Genomic DNA, 18,773 nt, shown 5'->3' with positions numbered 1-18,773 from the left:
ATCAGAGCGACTCTATCTCCTTATGACTAAAGGTACTTAGGAATATTTAGAAAAACAAATTGTCCTTAATTTTTTTTTTTGATCGACTATCTAGCGCCCGGTGGACAGTGTTGCTTTAGGTATCGCGTGTACAGTCTAGCTAAATGCTCCGATGTACCTTCCCCTTCGTTGATCGAATGGCTGCGGTTCGGATAGGCCATCATGTCAAAGGTGATACCATGTTTGATAAGCTCATTGATATATACCTCGGCATTCTGATAGTGCACGTTATCATCACCCGTGCCATGAATCAGCAGGAGATTGCCCCGTACATTTTTGGCGTAGGTCAGTGCCGATCCTTTTATAAAATCAGCTTCATTTTCCTGAGGCAATCCCATGTATCGTTCTTGGTAGATATTATCGTACAAGAGTTGATTCGTCACGGGCGCTACCGAGATCCCCGTTTGGTATATATCCGGATATTGCCCCAATAGATTAAGGGTAGAAGCCCCACCTCCGGACCATCCCCATACAGCCACACGGTCCGTATCTATAAATCCCCACTTGAATACTTCTTTGGCCCCCATAGCTTGGTCCCTGATGTTGATTATCCCTATGTTTTTATAGATGGATTTGCGCCACTCACGGCCCCTAGGAGCAGGAGCTCCACGGTTTTCCAGTGAGATATAGACATAACCATCCTCGGTCATATCGCCGGCATACAGGAAATTCTTGCCCGCAAAAAAGTTATCCGTCACCGTTTGCGAAGCAGGCTCACCGTATACGTAAAAGACTACCGGGTATTTCTTCTTCGGGTCAAAGTTTTTAGGCTTCACCATCCAGCCATCCAGTGTCACCCCATCCACCGTTGTCACCTGGAAAAATTCCGTTTGTGGTACGGTTTTGTCCGCTTGCATCTCCCGCGTAGGAGGGATGAGCTGCGAATGAGCAGGCAGGGATACTACGGAACCATTACTATAAGCCGTGGTGCTATTTTGGGTAAAAATAGCCAATTTTCCATTAGGTGAGATCGTATAGCTGTTCGTACCTTTCAGTTCAGCTGGTGTAATCCGTTTTGCTTTACCTCCTGCAAAAGACAACTGATAAAGATGCTTTTGGGTTGCGTTGAGCGGAGAGGCGCTGAAGTAAATATTTTTGGATAGGGGATCAATACGGTCTATCTGGATCACATCAAAGTTGTCTTTACTTAACAGCGTCTCCTTACCTTGAAGATCGATCTTATAGATCTGTCTCCAACCTGATTTTTCCGAGAGCCAGATAAAAGCTTTGCCTCCGTCCATCCAGTCCCAGCCACTGGGATCACCGTCATTCCAACGTGCTTTGATATCTATCCAAGCAGGGTCAGTTTCGGTATGTATGGTACGGCTGGTTCCTGTATTGGCATCGCTAAGCATGATTTTACTCTCATTCTGTTTGCGGTTCAGCTGTTGTAATATCACAGACTTCGCATCCAGTGTCCATTCCATGCGTGGGATATAATGCTGGCTGGGATCACCAGGGATATCCATAGGCTTGTTGGTGCTGTTATTTAGATCATACACCCATATACTGGTAGCTGAAGGCTTGAGTCCTACCTTTGGATACTCTACAGGGATGATAAACGAATACAGGCTATCGGTATTATTGATCATATAGAAATGGCGTGTATCTTTCGCATCCTGCTTCCAGTAGGCTATTTTTTTTCCATCAGGAGACCATCTAAAACCATCCTTTGTACCAAATTCTTCTTCATAGGCCCAGTCGAAGGTACCATTGATCATACGATCAGTGCCATCCTGCGTTATCTGTTTATAGTGTAGCGTATTGGTATCTTCTATGTAGATATTATGTTTAGAGACATAAGCCACCTGTTTTCCATCGGGCGAGAATTTGGCAAACATCAATGACGATTCTGGCAGTCCCTTGCCCAACTGAGTCAGCGCTTTATTGTTCAGGTTATACAGCCAATAGTCACCTCTCGTGTTTTCGCGCCATACCCGTTTGGTATTTGCAAATAACAAGAGCGTCTTTTTGTCTGGTGACAATTGAAAACTCTGCACTTCCAGCGGTGAGTGTTGTCCTGTTGGAGTAAGGTCTTTGGCCGCAAGAAATACTTCTCGTTTGTTGGCCTGCAAGAGGTCGACAATGACGATACCCTCTTTAGAGAAATCGTAGTATCCGTTACCATCTTCAGTCCATTGCGTCTGCGCTGCCGCCGACGATAGACAAAAGAGCTGAACTGCGAATAAGGCGAGTAAAATGCGTGTGATCTTATTGTACATGATTGGTTCTATAGTTTTCTATATCTTCTACTGATTTGATTAACTCGGGGCCCAACAGACGGAAACCGTCATTGGTAATTAAGAAATTATCTTCTATCCGTATACCGCCAAAATCACGGTACGACTCCAGCAGGTCATAATTAATGAACTGGGATAGCTTGTTTTCTTTCTTCCACCTATCGATAAGTTCCGGTATGATGTAGATGCCCGGTTCGACAGTCAGCACGAATCCTGTTTGTAGTTCACGTCCCAGACGTAGTGATTTAAGACCAAATGTACTCGTATCCTTAGGCTCTTGCTCGGTGTATCCCACATACTGCTCGCCCAGATCTTCCATATCATGTACATCGAGGCCCATCATATGGCCTAATCCACATTGAAAGAATAGCGTGTGTGCATGTGCCTGTACCGCTTCTTCCGGATCTCCCTTCATCAGTCCTACGTCCACAAGACCTTCGACAAGATGTCTTGCTGAAAGCAGATGTACATCCTTAAACTGTACCCCTGGTTTCAGACGCTCTCTTGCTCCCTCAAAAGCTTTTAGTACGACATTATATAAGTCCCGTTGGCGTGTAGTGAAGCGCCCCGAAACCGGGAAAGTCCGGGTGAGATCTGCGGCATAGCCCATAGCCGTCTCCGCACCCGAATCGTTCAGTATCATGTCGCCTTCTTTTAGGAAGTTCTGTTGATAAGCATTGTGAAGAATCTCTCCATGTACAGTCACTATAGGCGGATAGGCAAAGTTACAGTTGTGGTCATACGCATAGTGTTGAATAGCAGCAGCGATATGACGCTCCTGGATACTGACCTGAGCCGTACGCATAGCCAATAGATGCATTTCTGTGGACACCGCCAATGCTTTTTCGATTTCAGCTATCTCTTGGTTCTCTTTGATCGATCGTTGGGCTACCACGGCTTTGATGAATGGAACAGAGGGGTTTATTTCCTTTGGGTTGACCTGCAGTAATTCGCCAAGCAATAGTTTGTTGCTGGATTGATACGGCGGAAGGTAGTGTATAGTCCTATCGCTTTTTTTAGCTTGCTGTAAGTATGATGCCAATTGTGCGAAAGGACGTGTTTCCTGCACGCCACATTTTAAGGATTTGTCTTTCAGCGATTCCTGCTGTCCGGTCCATACGATATCATCTATACTGAGCTCATTGCCAAAGATGATCGTCTTATCATTGTCTATATCGATAATGGCAGCTAGATAAGGAGCCGGGATGCCGAAGTAATATAAAAAAGTACTATCCTGACGAAAAGGATAGGTGTTATGCTCGAAATTAATAGGATTCTCAATATTCCCTAAGAAGAGAAGGACGCCACTGGACACTTGCTTTTGAAGCGTTGATCTTCGGGATTGATAAGTCTGTACTGAAAACATAGTAATACCTGGATTAAGTGTTTGAAATAATGGAGGTAAAGTTTGGAAAAAAAAGTGAGACTTATAGTCTATATATCAAACGCGACTTCCTAAGTAAACTTACCTGAAAATTTACTAAGGCTTGCCCCGTGGTGAGTTTTTAACTCCGCGATTATAAAGTAATAGTTATATTCGTACTTGGTTTTCTCGTAATGGATATAAGTAATCAGATCGAAAAAGTAAAGTTGAATTTGTTTGAGAAAGAACAAATTGTAGAGGCGTGTACCATTATCAGCAAGTACCTGAGCGATTCTCTTTTGGCTATTCATTTGTACGGATCTGCTGTAGAGGACGGTTTAAAACCTTATAGTGACATCGATCTATTGGTGACGTTGGACGGATCGATGGATGGCGAAACACGTATGGGGCTAATGAAGGATCTCCTGTCTTGTTCAGCGGCGCCAGGTACCAATCCCAGGAAACGAGCATTAGAGGTCACTGTAATCAATTATTCAGAAGTTGTGCCTTGGAAGTATCCGCCTAGACGGGAGATGCAATTTGGAGAATGGTTGCGTCAGGATATTTCGGAAGGTATCTTCGAAGCGCCACTGGTCGACAAAGATGTATGCATACTGATAAAGAAAGTCAGAGCATCAAGTGTCGCTGTTTTCGGAACGGTTGCATCTACATGGTTTGAACCCGTACCTGATGATGATTTTGTGGATAGCCTCCGGAGCACACTGGATTTATGGAACACCGAAGAAGATTGGTTAGGTGACGAAAGGAATATCGTATTAACTATTGCACGGATTTGGTACAGTGCGTCGACGAAGTTGATCGGTTCTAAGGAAGAAGCATCTCTTTGGCTGATTGATAGATTGTCCATGCCTTATCGATCGTTGCTTGTCAAAGCAAGACAAGATTACTTAATGGGAAGCCAGAAAGAGTTTGCAATATATACCGAAGAAATGTCAGCATTCATCCATTTTGCAAGACAGTCTATAACAGCTATCCTGAATTCATAAACTGGCTCTTCATACCTAATAGATGTTGAATTCCATAAGCTGCTTAATGTACATCTATTCCGTCAAAGTAGATTTCCGTTATTGCGGTGTCATTGTGTTTGTCTCCTCTGTAAACCTCCATGATCTCGAATTTTAAAACCAGATCCGTTCCATCGCTATTATGACCGAGTGTCCCTACTTCGAAAGCCTGATCTGTCCGGCTGTCTTCTAAGTTTAAGATGCCGATTGTTTTTCCATTAGCATATAACCTCAACTTTTTTACGCGATTGTTGTTTTTCCAAGCCGCCTCAGACTTCATATAGCCATTCGATATGATGATTTTTGTAATTCTTGGACTTTTGTTCTTAAAATAGTATTCTAGATACTCTCCAATTCCCTCATCGGCTTTTCCCTCCACCCATGCTGTTTTATAGTTCAGGTCATTTGCACTGGACGCCTGATAGGAGATTCCGTTTTGTTCACGCAGTGATGAGGATGCTTTGACAAGATAATTTCCACCGCCACAATACCAGCTGCATCCTCCATCTATAACGTCCCATACACTCTCGACGACTTCGCCGTATTTGTCCAATAAGATATCTAGTTCGGCCTGTTCTTTTGTGCTTAGTTCAGGTTGGAGTAAAAGCTGATTTTGTCGATTGATTTCCTGTTCTGTCTTTGCACTCAGATCGACCTTGATGATCTCTTGTGGAAAGTAATTTTTTATCCCCTGTTGTCCATGGGCAAAATGAAGGATAAATAAGTTGATAAGAATAAAGAATAACCTCATGTGACTATGTAAAACTCATTTTTTAAAACTGATGAGCCTCTGTGAGATTCAAGTCCAAAATAGTTGCTTTTGACTTTACAAATAAAATGCCATAGTTTACCATGATGCTTTGTTTTTTAAGAATAGATATACGAAACTTGCTGCGGTCTGATAATGAGGTGTACCTATACTTAACTTATTGTTATCTTATAAAGTGTGTGTAAAGCTTCTTATCGAATTGGTTAAGCAGACTTCGGTAGAGCTTGAGAATGATAAAATCTGCTGTGCGGAAGTCTCTGCCAAGTTCTCGCGCGAGCGTATCACTGCAGATTGGTGTAGCAAAGAGAATGCATTGTTTCTGGCCGAATATTTTGTTTCAGACTGAATGATTCTAATTTTTAATAATTTCAAATTACTAGTTTAAATAAAAGCCTTTATATTTTTGACTAGCTTTGCATTTGTGAAGAAAATGTTTGCTATATTGTTTTTAATCACGTACATGCTTTCTACAACAGAGCTTATTCAGTTGTTGAAGTTGCCTGTACTGATAGAGCATTTTGCAGAACATAAAGCGCAGAATCCTGACATAACGTTTACAGCCTTTATCACGCTTCATTATAAAGGTGATCATTTGGACAATCATCCTGAGGATGACGATTATGATCAAGATAAAAAACTTCCATTTATCACCCATAGTAATGTGCTGACAATCTGTTGTACCGGAGTACCCAACTTCTTATTTGAGGTAAGGAAAAGAATTCCCCAATCTGGTACGTTAAAGAGACAGGTTCATAACGATCTTTTTAAGAGCAACACCTACTTGTCTGCAATCTGGCAACCGCCGAAATACGCTTAGTTTTTTATTGGATTGAGTTACACTCAAATTTGTTGATATCGTCTTATATAGAAGAGATGGTAGTTGCATAGTTGATTAAACGAATAATCTACTACCTGCTCCCACCTATATCTATACCTGTTACAATATCAGCATCGCATTATTCCATTTTATTACTAATAGTATACAGATAATATGTTACATCAGATTATTGAGTTTTCCATACGGAACAAACTCATCATCGGGCTGTTGACGCTTGCTTTGGTCGCTATAGGCCTGTATGAAGCAACGAAGCTACCTATTGACGCTCAGCCCGATATTACAGACAACCAAGTTCAGATCATCACCGTAGCCCCCTCATTGGGTGCTACGGATATTGAGCGTTTAGTTACATTTCCCATAGAGCAGTCCAATAGTAATATCAGCGGTATTAAAGAAATCAGGAGTTTCTCCCGCTTTGGACTTTCACTGGTCACCATTGTATTCGATGATAATACCGATGTCTATTGGGCTAGGCAACAGGTGTCGGAGCGTTTGCAGGCTGTTCGAAGTGAAATCCCCGAAGAGATCGGAGTTCCTGAGTTAGGCCCTATATCTACTGGTCTGGGCGAGATCTATCAGTATGTGATACGTGCTAAAGAGGGATACGAAGATCGTTACGATGTTACGGAATTACGTAGCATTCAGGATTGGATTGTGAGGCGTCAGCTCCTTGGTGTAAAAGGAGTTGCGGAGGTGAGTGGTTTTGGGGGCAAGCTTAAGCAATACGAGGTTGCCGTCAATTCCAACCAGTTGCAGGCCCATGGTCTGACCATCTCCGATATATTCACTGCATTAGAAAATAACAATCAAAATACAGGAGGTGCTTATATAGAAAAAGGGCCTACTGTATTATACATCCGCAGTGAGGGGCTTATCGGAAATAAAGAAGATCTGGCTGATATTGCCATAACCTCCCTGAGCGATGGGACGCCTATTTTGTTGAAGGATGTTGCTGAAGTGAAAATAGGCTATGCGACGCGGTATGGAGCAATGACTTATAATGATAAAGGCGAAGTATCCGGTGCTGTAGTCATGATGCTCAAAGGGGCGAATAGCAGTGAGGTCATTAAAGATGTAAAAGAACGGATCGAAAATATCAAAAAGACACTGCCAGAAGGCGTAGTGTTGGAACCATTTTTAGATCGGACGAAAATGGTAAATAATGCAATTGGTACGATAGAGACAAATCTTGCCGAGGGAGCTTTGATCGTTGTCTTCGTGTTGGTCTTGTTTCTCGGCAACTTTAGAGCGGGCTTATTGGTTGCTTCGGTTATTCCTTTATCCATGCTCTTTGCTATCATTATGATGAATCTATTTGGCGTCAGTGGCAATTTGATGAGCTTAGGTGCGTTGGATTTTGGACTGATAGTCGATGGGGCTGTCATTATTGTAGAAGCGGCTCTACATCAGCTTCATTATGACAAGAAGTTTGTCGGTACCAGAGCCATTTCGCAATCAGAGATGAACAATGAAGTAGGTACATCAGCCACTAAGATGATCAGTAGTGCTGTGTTTGGACAGGTGATTATTCTCATTGTATACCTTCCCTTGTTTACACTGGAAGGTATCGAGGGCAAGATGTTCAAACCTATGGCACAAACCATAGCCTTTGCGCTCATGGGAGCTTTTATTCTTTCCTTGACCTACGTACCTATGATGACTTCCCTCCTTTTAAGCAAAAAAATAAAAGGAGAGCCCACTTGGTCTGATAGGGTAATGAGACGTATTGAAGCAGGACATCAATATTTGCTGGATAAGGTGCTACACTTCCCTAAGTTGATTATCAGTGTTGTTCTTCTTCTGTTTACAGGGGCAGTCATTGTCTTGTCCAATCTTGGAGGGGAGTTTATTCCTGCGCTTGAAGAGGGGGATTTTGCTGTAGATACTCGGGTGTTGACAGGAAGCAACCTTCAGACTACGATAGCATACACACAGAAAGCTGCTCACCTGCTCAAAGAACAGTACCCAGAAGTTGAAAAGGTCGTTACGAAAATAGGAAGCGGTGAGGTACCTACAGATCCGATGCCGATGGAGGCCAGCGATATGATGGTTATTCTAAAGGATAAGAAAGAATGGACTTCGGCCAAATCATTTCCTGAGCTCGCTGACAAGATGAGTAAATCGTTGGAAGCTATTCCAGGTATCAGTACTGGTTTTCAGTATCCTGTGCAGATGCGGTTTAATGAGTTGATGACAGGCGCGCGCCAGGATGTCGTCTGCAAGATATTCGGAGAAGATCTAGATAGTCTTAGCCACTATGCTTCTCGTTTTGGAGAGCTTATCAAGACTGTAGAAGGAGCGCAGGACTTATATATCGAACCCATAACGGGGATGCCGCAAGTTATTATTAGGTATGACCGTGCGCGTATAGCCCAGTATAATTTAGATATAGCTACCGTTAATAGGGTTGTAAATACCGCATTTGCCGGACAGCGGGCTGGAATGATTTATGAAGGTGAGAAGAGATTTGATCTAACTGTCCGATTGGGGGAGAATCAGCGCGAAAACCTGGAGGATATCCGTAATCTACTCATTCCCCTGAATAGTGGGATGCAGGTTCCATTGTACCAGCTGGCCGATGTCAGCATAGAGAATGGGCCTGCCCAGATTCAACGTGAGGATGCCAAGAGAAGAATTGTTGTAGGCTTTAATGTTCGAGGTCGAGATGTACAGGGAATTGTTCACGAGCTTCAGGCTAAGGTAGATAAACAGATGAAGTTCTCACCTGGTTACTATGTCACCTACGGTGGTGCATTCGAGAACCTGAATAAAGCAAAGGATAGGTTGATGGTTGCTGTTCCGATATCACTCATTTTGATTTTTGTTCTTTTGTATTTCGCTTTTCACTCCGTCAAATACAGTGTCCTAATCTATAGTGCTATCCCTTTGTCAGCTATCGGAGGTATTTATTTTTTGGCATTGCGTGGCATGCCTTTCAGTATTAGTGCAGGTGTTGGTTTTATTGCCTTGTTTGGTGTTGCTGTGCTCAATGGAATTGTGTTGGTGACCGAGTTCAACCGTCTCAAGGAAAATGGCGAAACTGATCTGAGGCATATCGTTATTCGAGGTACCTGTATCCGCTTGCGTCCTGTATTGATGACTGCATTCGTAGCATCGTTTGGTTTTCTGCCCATGGCTATCAGTAATGGGGCAGGGGCTGAAGTACAGCGCCCATTAGCGACAGTGGTTATTGGAGGGTTAATGGTGGCTACATTTTTAACCTTATATGTCCTCCCTGTTTTATACCTTTTGTTTGAACGGTTCGACTTTTCCAAAATAAAAGTGCGTTTTGGCAAGCGGACATTAGCTGTTTTCTTTTTTGTGGGGATGAATTTAAGTCTTTACAGTCAGGAGATATCGTTAGACAAAGCATTGGAAATGGCAGCAAGCAATAATCTGTCTACCAAAAGTCAGGTCTTGCTGGCAGAATATCATGCCAAACGAATTGCTACCGCGAATAGCCTTCCACAGGCGGCTCTACGTACGACATTTGGAAAAATCAATGGGACGGCTTTCGATAATAATATCGGTCTATCGCAATCTATCAGCTTTCCGACTGTATATACACATCAAAGAAGGGTCCTACGTGCGGAGTGGGATTCGGCTGTTATCGGTGTAGATCTTAGTATCCTTGAGGTCAAAAGAAATGTAACGGAGTTATTTTACTACATCCTCGTGTTACGCGAAAAAGAGAACATGTTAAAAGAGCTGGATCACATATATGTCCGTTTTTTAGAAAATGCTGATTTACAGTTGGAAAAAGGAGTGAGCAACCAGTTGGAGCGAACTACAGCTGTGATACAACGCAAAAATATTCTTGTCCAGTGCAAGATGTTATCTGCAACAATTGAGACCGCCAAAATTCAATTACAGTTACTATTAAATAGTGATACCTGTTATGAACCGTCAGCTTCTGATATAACCTATAAGGCAGCGATAGATGGCTCCGATTCAGTTTTGGCCCGGCATCCTCAGTTATTGCTGCAAGTCCAAGAGATTGAAAAATCAAAAGCAAATGTAAGATTAGAGAAATCAAGGCTTTTGCCGGAGTTGTCTGTGGGTTATTTTAACCAAAGCTTCAAGGAACTAAATCGGTCACGATTTAGTTCGGTAGAGGTAGGGATCGGTATTCCTCTATTTTACGGAGGACAGAAAGCGCAGATTAGAGCCGAGGAGCAAAGAGTAAGATATGCGGAAAACGAGCTTTATACAAAAAAAATGCAGTTGGAGAGTGAGTATGCTGTACTGTTGCAACAGTACAAGACTCAACTCGCTGTAGTGACCGTATTTGAGCATACACAATTGCCTGCTGCAAGACAAATAACTGCTCTTTCTCAGGAACAATTTAAAAATGGGGAAATCAATTATCTAGAATGGGTAATGCTCAATAATCAGTCTGTCCAGATACAGAACGATTACTACAATGCTGTCCTGCAGTTCAACGAAACTGCGATTCAGATTCAATATATCATTTCAAAATAAACAAACGATGAAATATTTAGCACGTATTTTAATAATTGTACTGTTCTACAGTTGCAATGGGAGACAGGTTACTGATGAATCAGCTGAAACGACCGAAGCCGACAATATCCTTGAGCTTTCGGATACACAGTTGGCATCTTTTACCTTGTCATCAACGATGGTACAGGAGAAGAAAATTACACAGACACTTAAACTAAATGGTAAAATAGAGGTTCCTCCTCAAAATTTAGTTTCTGTAAGCAGCGCATTGGGCGGCTATGTCAAATCGACCAAGCTATTACCAGGGATCTTTTTTAAGAAAGGGGAAAGAATTGCCGAATTAGAGGATAATCAGTTTATTCAACTTCAGCAGGATTATCTCATTGTAAAAAATCAAATGGAAAATGCTGAATCAGAATACCTCCGTCAGCGCGATTTAAATCAGAGTAAAGCCAGTAGTGATAAAGTATATCTACAGGCTAAAGCCGACTATCATACACTGTTGATCAACCGACAGGCATTAGCTCAAAAGCTAAAACTCATTCATATCAATCCGGATCAGTTGACGGTTCATAATATTAAGCAGACAATATCAATCTATGCACCATTTGATGGATTTGTGTCGCAAGTATTCGTCAATACGGGTAAATATGTGTCACCATCAGAGGTTCTGTTTGAATTAGTAAACCCATCTGATTTGCACCTCAATCTAAAAGTCTTCGAAAAAGATTGGGACAAAATGAAAATCGGGCAACAATTGACAGCATATACCAACAGTGACCCGACTAAGACGTACGCAGGGCAGGTTATACTGATCGGAAAAAACATCTCAACAGATAGAGCCGTAGATGTCCGCATTCGTCTTAATGGAGGGGGCACAGCCCTTATTCCAGGGATGTATATGAATGCTGATGTCGTGATTCCAGAAAGCACAGCTCATGCGCTTCCAGAAGAAAGCGTAGTCGATTTTGAAGGAGGCAAGTATGTTTTTGAGATAATAGATAATCACAAGTTCAAAATGAGAGCTGTACAATGTGGAGAGCAGGGTGATGGTTGGATCTCGATCACTAATAGCGCGGAGTTGGACAAAAAGAAAATTGCAGAGCAGGGAGCATACACCCTACTAATGGCACTAAAAAACAAAGGCGAAGAGTAGTATGAAAATAGGAATGATTTTTATTGCTTTGATCGACATTGGGCTGGTGATATCTCTTAAAGCCACTTGGTCGTCGCAACTAAGAAGAGAGGAAAGGATATGTATCAGATGAGGAAGACGTATCGTTAAAAGGGGGGATTGCTGCTGAACAATAATTTTAAAGATATCAAGGGAGATTATATCATCTATAACCTCCCTTGTGTATTTAGAGTCGGTAGCCTACAGATAGTCCAATGACTCTATTTTTGGCATCGAGCTCTTTGCTGAGTTTGTTGATTCCGTGGTTGTTTTTTAGAATAGATACATCAGACGTGTTGCTTTCGAGTTCGGAAAGATAAGGTAAAGTGGCACGGCCAATAGTATCTTTATCATATGGAGATACCAAATTCTATAAAATTTGTTGAAGACAGAAATTTGACTTGGAACTAATTGATTTTGCATTCTAAGTTTTCGGAGATAGGTTTCAAATTGTTAGGTAAGTTTAGCGAATTGTAAATGGCAGCTTTTTTTTATCATCTATGTATTAATTTAGCCTGCAATAAAGCAAGCAATTGGGACAATCAAAAATACAAAGGAAAAGTAAAATGATGATGGAATAATGAAGTCAGGAATGAGCAATATATATCAAATAGTCTTTATCCTTTTTTTTATAGGCACTAGCAATTGTACACATGGACAGAGCAAGCAAGAATGTCTGGATATGCTCCACGATAATCTGATATTGCTGGAGAGTTTCTTGCATGCCGATCAGTATGATGGAGGGGCAGCAGAATTTCATGAAAGATGTTCTTGTGCCGTTGCACAAGATAGAAAAACAGAGTTATTTGGAATTATTGACTTGGATGGTAATTGGTGCATTGCACCATCCTTTATCTTTTTACGCGAAAAATGGGGGGATAAAGGCTTGTTTTTAGGCCAGTTGCCTGGTGAAGATAAGAGTTTTGAATATACATATGATAGAGAGAAGAGGACATTAACAAAAATGTAAATCAAGAGTTTGTCGTAGAGATTAAGTTCTTTCAACTACGAGGATCAGAAAAGGGATACATATAGCTTATGGATGGTTTTAATTTAAAAATAGTTGGTCAGCCTACCGAATTCGGCGATACTAACTTTCTTGAAAGCTATAGGTTTTCCAATGGTAGATCTTTCCCTGCCTCTTACAAAGCGTTTGTTCGTTTTTTGGGATATGGCTTATTGATGGGGCAGTTTCACATCTATATCCCTATGGGGACTTATGGAGATTCTTGGGATATCCGAAGCGAGGGCATTCGGTCTACTTACTACCAAGATTTACTGGATCATGATATTTGGTTTGATTTGGAGCCGGACGGTTCGATAGCGCTATTGAAGAGGTTGGTCCCTTTTGCCGCCAGTGACAATGGCTATTACCTATTTTGGGATGTTGATTCAGGTATAGAAAATGAGTTCGATATATACCTCACTGATTTTAGAGGCACGGGGTTTCTAAAAATTGCAAATACCCTTTATGATTTAGTTCATAACTTGACTAGCGACAGTATAACACAACGTATACCGTTTCAGAGGGAGGCATTACCAGCTATATTTGAGTGCTATTATAAAAGCGGACAGTTTTATAAAAAATGTAGTATTTCGGAATAGGCCAAGTAGCTAAGCTAAAAAGATAGCGTGCACATTTACCTGGGTAGATCACGTTCGTACTGTCCGTTATTCCTAGTAAAATACCAAGGGAGGTTATATCATCTATAACCTCCTTTGTGTATTTAGTGCGCTCGTGTATTTAGAATCGGTAGCCTACAGATAGTCCGATGACTCTGTTTTTGGCTTCGAGTTCTTTACTGAGTTTGTTGATACCGTGGCTGTATTTTAGATCGATGGAGAATTGCTTGATATCGGTACCGATATTGATCAGACCATCGTACGTTATATTATTGAAATTATTGGTATATGCCTTGTTTTTCTTTAACTGATAGTTTAGCTGTGCTCCGATAGCTGTTCTCAACGTGATATTGTCCGTTTCTATAACGCGATACCCCAGTTGAATAGGTAGGTTCAGCTGATAGAATTTAGGTGCGTATTCCGTATTGTCGATCTTGTAGGCATATTTGTATAGGGATAAGCCAAGATCTACCTGCCCGTAAAGACGTTCTTTGGTACGTACGAATGCGCCTGCCTGAACACCGAACTTCGAATCAGAGCTCTTTACTATACCCGAGCCAAAAGATGGCATATGATACTGGCCACCGATTTTAAAACCAAAATCCACCTCTTGTGCTTTTGTTTCCTGATTAAGACCGAATCCCATTGCTGCCAGAAGCAGGCCGTACGTTAATTGTTTTTTCATTGTTATTGATTTAATATATTTCTCTAATCTGTTTATATATATGATGCTCGAACTAAAGTATACCCTTAGCTTTTTTTTATTTTTATTTCCATCGCTTGTGTGACCACAGCCACCAGCTGGGATCCTGCTGTATGCTCTTTTCCAGTTTTCGGGTGTAGGAGGTGGTAATATGCCCGTCGGGACTATCTGTTGCACGCAGGCAGATGGGCTGTAGGTTGGCTTTCCATTTGTGGTTGCCTATGGCCTGTAGCTCGATGTAGGCTACATATGCATCAAGGCGCTTGGCAATACGCTCGGGACCCATAAACATATAGGAAGGCTGTTGTAAAAAATCAATGGCCAGTCCATTGGCTGTCCCCGGAAACTGATCCGCTATAAATAGTGTAATAGAAGGGTGGCCCGTTTGGTCTAGGAGGATTTTGGCCGCCTGCTGGGAGGGAAGTAAGCGTAATCCGTATTGGCCCCGTCTTCTTTGTAGGAAGCGGTCTACCCAGCGGTTTTTTTGAGGTTTGTACAGCGACTGTATGGGGAGTCCTAATTGTAGTGGCAGTTTGCCCAATATCTCCCAGTTGCCATAATGGCCAAGCAGTAGAATGATCTGGCGATCCGCACGGTATTGCTGGTGCAGTGTGCGGTACAGATCGGCCGAAAGGATGAGCTCTGGACGGCCAGGGAGTAATAGTTCTACAATCAGACGGCACATATTGCGGTAGAACCTTTGATGTTGCAGCGATAGCTCCTTGTAATCCGACAGTGGAAAGGAGCGGGCGAGATTCTGGGTGACGACTGCGCTACGGTAGCGTAGTATCTTACCGATCAGAAATCCTCCAAAATTATATATCCTGTTCATAAGTGTCTTAGTTTTCGCTAAACTCATGTACCATACGGATCAATAGGGCCAGAAGGTAGGTCACCATACTGAAGAGGAGTACAAGGATCGTGATAAAGAAGAGTAGTAGCATAAGATTACTTTTTATAGTTTTGACAATTAATAGCAGCTATACCCTTACTTTTATTTTGAAAAAAGTGCGCGAAGATGATGGAAATGGAAGACCGGATAAAAAAATGTAAAAAATAATAAGGGGGTAAGCGCTATAGACTGTCTTAGCTATGTAAGTTGTAGTAAATGACTAATTAAATTGAATGTATGTCTTTGCAGAAAGAAACAAAGTTTGAGCAGGTATTCCGGGAGCATTTTAAGGCTTTGCATGGCTATGCCTACAAAATTCTAGAAGACTCGGATGCTGCGGAAGAAGCTGTGCAGCAGGTTTTTTTACGGTTTTGGGAAAGGGACTGGGAAAATACCATCCATACTTCCGTCAAATCGTATCTCTATAAATCGGTTTATTACGAATGTCTGAATGTCTTGAAAAGAGGCCAGTTGAAGCAGCGCTACGAGGCTTATCAACAGCGGAGCGGAGCGTTGGATACGCATATCGACGGTACAGATACCGAGCTGAAGAAGCAATTGCATGTCGCACTGGCAAAATTGCCGGAAAAAAGCAGAGCGGTGTTCGAGATGAGCCGCTTTCAGGAGCTGAAATACCATGAGATAGCCAAAGCGCTCGAGTTATCGCTGAAGACTGTCGAAGGACATATGACGAAAGCGCTGCGGCACTTGAGGGTTCATCTGGCAGATTATTTAAATGTTGTTGTCTTTTTGTTAATCAATGGGTTATGAATAAGGAAGAATTGATAAAATATATAAGTGGTGATTTGAATGCGGAGCGGCAGGTTGTGGTAGAAGCGTGGATCAGGGAGAGCGCCGAAAACGAAAAGGAATATACGGATATGAAAAAGATATGGGAGTGGAGCGGTGCTTCGGATCAAAGTCCGGAGGTGGACGTGGATCGCGCCTGGGCCGATTTTGTAAAGCTCCGGGACGAACAGCCCACTAAGGTGCTGGTATTAACGGAGGAGAAGCGTTCCAGAGGCTGGAGGCCAGGGATGGTGGCGGCAGCGATAGTGATGCTATTGATGTCTTCGGTAGGTGTTTTGAGATGGACATTGTCTACTGATTTATCCCTGGATTCGAATGATGGGCTGCAACAGGCAGGACTGCCGGACGGTAGTACGGTGTACCTTAATAAGAAGACGGTATTGGATTATAAAAAAGGTTGGCTGGCCAAAGAGCGTACCGTGGTGCTTAGCAAAGGTGAAGCGTTTTTTGATGTGAAAAGGGATACGACACAGCCTTTTGTTATCCAGAGTGGGAATAGCAGGATTACGGTGCTGGGTACAAGTTTTCATGTGCGCAGAGCGGATGGCGAGACGGAGGTCATTGTCTCTTCGGGATCGGTACGGGTGGATCATGCCGGCAATAGTGTACGACTGAAGCCCAATGATAGGGTGCTGATCCAAGATACGGCACGTACGAAAGTGAAGGTGGATACCGTGGAGGATCAGCTCTACAAGTATTACATCCATCAGCAGTTTATTTTTGAGAATACACCACTGAACCGTGTATTTGATGTACTGGGCAAGGCTTTCGACCAAAAGTTTGTTGTGGTGGATGATAAGACCAAAGTGCTGCGCTATACAGCATCATTCGAGCGGCAGACATTGAACGAGATGCTGGACGTGATATTGAAAACTTTTGAATTGAAAATTGAGAAAAAAGGTAATGTATATTATATTAAAGGGTAACCCGGTTATGTTCCAGTTTATTAAAAGCTTTAAATTGATTGTTTACTTTATAAATAGAGCTAAGTTTTTTGTAGCATTGTCTATTTTTATCCTGGCACAGGCAGATGCATTTTCACAGACAAAACTGGCGCAGGTGGTCAAGATGCATGCTTATGGAAAGACTTCTGTAGGACAGCTCTTGGAGCAGCTACAGCAGGACAAGGGACTGTTATTTTCTTACAATAGCCAATTGATTGACTTAGATAGTGTGGTCCAGGCGAATGCGCATAATGGGGTGTTGATCGATTACTTGGAACGCTGTCTCGGTCCACGGTATTCCTTTAAGGAGACGGCTTCGCATATTATTATCAGCCGCTCGGATTGGCGGATGGTGGTCGAGCAGGTGGATATCGATCTGAAGCAGCATAATAAAACCATGATCTCGGGATATGTGCGTGATCTGCGTAGCAATAAGCCTTTGTCTTTTGCGAGTGTATATGACAAGGGGACTTATCTGAATGCAACGTTGACGAATAAGGATGGATTTTTTGAACTAGACGTCAAGAAGCCGGACAGTAAGGTGATCATCGGGCTTAATAAGGAAAACTATAGGGATACGACATTGATTCTTTTGTTGCCGATTGATGTGTCTAAAGACAGCAAAACGAAGAAAGTGGGCTATTATGTACTGGTGGATTCGAACCGTAATATCTACAAGACTTTCTTGGGTGCGGCATTCAGTAATGCATCGCAGCGCATACAGAGTGCTAATCTGGGTGGGTTCTTTATCTATAGCCCGTATCAGATGTCGTTGACGCCGGGATTGAGTACGCACGGTTTCTTTAATTCGCAGATTGTGAACAAGGTGTCGATCAATATATTGGGTGGATATACAGCCGGTGTGGATGGTGTGGAATTTGCCGGGGGCTTCAACCTTAATCAATACAAGGTCAGGGGTGTACAGATGGCCGGAGGGGTGAATGTAGTCGGCGGGGATGTGTCAGGTGTGCAGATCGCTGGAGTCGGCAATGTGGTGTTGCGTAATGTGAAGGGAGTACAGATGGCCGGTGGCTGGAATAAAGTGGATACAGCCCGGGGGCTACAGCTCGCTGGAGTGATCAATATGGCGAAAGAGGTGAAGGGCGGACAGCTGGCCGGTGGAGTCAATTATGCAAAGGATACCGTACAGTACCAATTGGCCGGGGTAATGAATAGCGGAGGTGTAGTGAAGGGGATACAGATGGCGGGAGGGATTAATATTGCGACGGAGACCGCGGGAAACCAGATGGCAGGGGTTATCAATATAGCCAAGAAAGTCAAAGGTGTACAGGTCGCTGGTTTAATCAATATTGCAGATAGTAGTGATTACCCTATTGCGCTTTTTAACTGGATAAAGAATGGAAGGAGGCAGCTAGGGCTGGTTGCCGATGAGAGTGGCTTTATAGGTGTAAACTTTAGATCGGGAGGCCGGGTTATGTACAGTATCTTGGGGATGGGTACCTATCTAGATCATGATGCTTATAAATATGGGGTGGAAGTCGGATTGGGGGCTAATCTGCTGGAACGCCACAGATTCGCCCTATCGGCCGAACTGACGCAGCGGATGCATATGGACAAGGATATGGGATGGAAGGATGCTTCGCGCAGTTCGCTGCAATTGATCCCATCGCTGTTATTTTCTTCACACTTCCGTGCTTATGTCGCGCCATCTCTCAATTATTCGCAGGCTGCGGAGGTTGCCGACCAAGATGGGAAACCGCTTTGGAAGCTGTGGAAAGCGGATGCGAAAAATAATACATTCCATGGTGGACTGACCGCTGGTCTGGTCTATCAGTTTTAATGTTAATAAATCCTAATCATTTGGTATTGATTAAATTATATTCGTATATTATCCGTTGAGAAATAAACCCTGTATTAGCAGGTTTATACGA

16 protein-coding genes are annotated in these 18,773 nt (G+C 42.7%); 10 read left to right on the top strand and 6 right to left on the bottom strand.

Annotation, left to right across the window (positions count from 1 at the left end):
• Positions 1-86 precede the first annotated feature (86 nt).
• Together M472_RS34130 and M472_RS34125 are read right to left on the bottom strand one after the other, a co-directional pair.
• The gene (locus M472_RS34130) at positions 87-2,261 is read right to left on the bottom strand and encodes a S9 family peptidase (RefSeq protein ID WP_021070413.1); all 2,175 of its coding nucleotides are present in this window, start codon (positions 2,259-2,261) and stop codon (positions 87-89) included.
• A complete protein-coding gene (locus M472_RS34125) occupies positions 2,251-3,645 on the bottom strand; it encodes an aminopeptidase P family protein (RefSeq protein WP_021070412.1) in 1,395 nt (464 codons plus the stop codon). The genes M472_RS34130 and M472_RS34125 overlap by 11 nt, the downstream gene beginning before the upstream one ends.
• 191 nt (positions 3,646-3,836) lie before the next feature.
• On the opposite strand from M472_RS34125, the gene M472_RS34120 reads away from it, so the two are divergent.
• Complete coding sequence (locus M472_RS34120) at positions 3,837-4,649, top strand: aminoglycoside adenylyltransferase family protein (protein WP_021070411.1); 813 nt, start codon at positions 3,837-3,839, stop codon at positions 4,647-4,649.
• A 43-nt stretch (positions 4,650-4,692) separates the two neighbouring features.
• Here M472_RS34120 and M472_RS34115 read toward each other — a convergent pair whose 3' ends face one another.
• Positions 4,693-5,418, bottom strand: a complete 726-nt coding sequence (locus M472_RS34115) for an NADase-type glycan-binding domain-containing protein (RefSeq protein WP_021070410.1) — start codon at positions 5,416-5,418, stop codon at positions 4,693-4,695.
• 193 nt (positions 5,419-5,611) lie between these two features.
• On the opposite strand from M472_RS34115, the gene M472_RS45460 reads away from it, so the two are divergent.
• The 4 genes from M472_RS45460 to M472_RS34100 all read left to right on the top strand — a co-directional run bounded on the left by M472_RS45460 (position 5,612) and on the right by M472_RS34100 (position 11,891).
• Complete coding sequence (locus tag M472_RS45460) at positions 5,612-5,782, top strand: hypothetical protein (RefSeq protein ID WP_158499909.1); 171 nt, start codon at positions 5,612-5,614, stop codon at positions 5,780-5,782.
• A 114-nt stretch (positions 5,783-5,896) separates the two neighbouring features.
• On the top strand, positions 5,897-6,253 hold the full coding sequence (locus M472_RS34110) for a hypothetical protein (protein WP_144062710.1): 357 nt from the start codon (positions 5,897-5,899) through the stop codon (positions 6,251-6,253).
• A gap of 174 nt (positions 6,254-6,427) precedes the next feature.
• On the top strand, positions 6,428-10,756 hold the full coding sequence (locus M472_RS34105) for a CusA/CzcA family heavy metal efflux RND transporter (protein WP_021070408.1): 4,329 nt from the start codon (positions 6,428-6,430) through the stop codon (positions 10,754-10,756).
• A 7-nt stretch (positions 10,757-10,763) separates the two neighbouring features.
• Positions 10,764-11,891, top strand: coding sequence for an efflux RND transporter periplasmic adaptor subunit (locus M472_RS34100; protein WP_021070407.1), 1,128 nt, complete (start codon positions 10,764-10,766; stop codon positions 11,889-11,891).
• A 205-nt stretch (positions 11,892-12,096) separates the two neighbouring features.
• Here the strand turns inward: M472_RS34100 and M472_RS34095 are convergent, their stop codons facing one another.
• Positions 12,097-12,276 (bottom strand): hypothetical protein, encoded by a 180-nt coding sequence (locus M472_RS34095; protein WP_021070406.1) that lies wholly within the window; start codon positions 12,274-12,276, stop codon positions 12,097-12,099.
• Positions 12,277-12,501: 225 nt separating this feature from the next.
• Between M472_RS34095 and M472_RS34090 the strand changes: the two genes are divergently transcribed.
• Positions 12,502-12,879 (top strand): hypothetical protein, encoded by a 378-nt coding sequence (locus tag M472_RS34090; protein ID WP_144062709.1) that lies wholly within the window; start codon positions 12,502-12,504, stop codon positions 12,877-12,879.
• Between the two features lie 68 nt (positions 12,880-12,947).
• Positions 12,948-13,514 carry an SMI1/KNR4 family protein gene (locus M472_RS34085; RefSeq protein WP_021070404.1) on the top strand — a complete coding sequence of 189 codons (567 nt, stop codon included), beginning with the start codon at positions 12,948-12,950 and terminating at the stop codon, positions 13,512-13,514.
• Positions 13,515-13,653: 139 nt separating this feature from the next.
• On the opposite strand, the gene M472_RS34080 is transcribed toward M472_RS34085, so the two are convergent.
• Together M472_RS34080 and M472_RS34075 are read right to left on the bottom strand one after the other, a co-directional pair.
• Positions 13,654-14,217: an outer membrane beta-barrel protein gene (locus M472_RS34080; protein WP_021070403.1), complete on the bottom strand. Its 564-nt coding sequence runs from the start codon at positions 14,215-14,217 to the stop codon at positions 13,654-13,656.
• Positions 14,218-14,299: 82 nt separating this feature from the next.
• Positions 14,300-15,067: a lysophospholipid acyltransferase family protein gene (locus tag M472_RS34075; protein WP_031301690.1), complete on the bottom strand. Its 768-nt coding sequence runs from the start codon at positions 15,065-15,067 to the stop codon at positions 14,300-14,302.
• Between the two features lie 297 nt (positions 15,068-15,364).
• On the opposite strand from M472_RS34075, the gene M472_RS34070 reads away from it, so the two are divergent.
• Genes M472_RS34070 through M472_RS44515 form a run of 3 tightly spaced genes read left to right on the top strand, consistent with a single transcriptional unit; the run spans position 15,365 to position 18,682 of the window.
• The gene (locus tag M472_RS34070) at positions 15,365-15,898 is read left to right on the top strand and encodes an RNA polymerase sigma-70 factor (RefSeq protein ID WP_021070401.1); all 534 of its coding nucleotides are present in this window, start codon (positions 15,365-15,367) and stop codon (positions 15,896-15,898) included.
• Entirely contained in the window at positions 15,895-16,863 is a 969-nt protein-coding gene (locus M472_RS34065; protein ID WP_021070400.1) for a FecR family protein, read from the top strand. Before M472_RS34070 ends, M472_RS34065 begins: the two co-directional genes overlap by 4 nt.
• 7 nt (positions 16,864-16,870) lie before the next feature.
• The gene (locus M472_RS44515) at positions 16,871-18,682 is read left to right on the top strand and encodes a carboxypeptidase-like regulatory domain-containing protein (RefSeq protein ID WP_144062708.1); all 1,812 of its coding nucleotides are present in this window, start codon (positions 16,871-16,873) and stop codon (positions 18,680-18,682) included.
• Positions 18,683-18,773 lie beyond the last annotated feature (91 nt).

Source organism: Sphingobacterium paucimobilis HER1398 (assembly GCF_000416985.1).
Taxonomy (GTDB): domain Bacteria; phylum Bacteroidota; class Bacteroidia; order Sphingobacteriales; family Sphingobacteriaceae; genus Sphingobacterium; species Sphingobacterium paucimobilis.
This window is presented reverse-complemented; position numbering and strand designations above follow the sequence as displayed.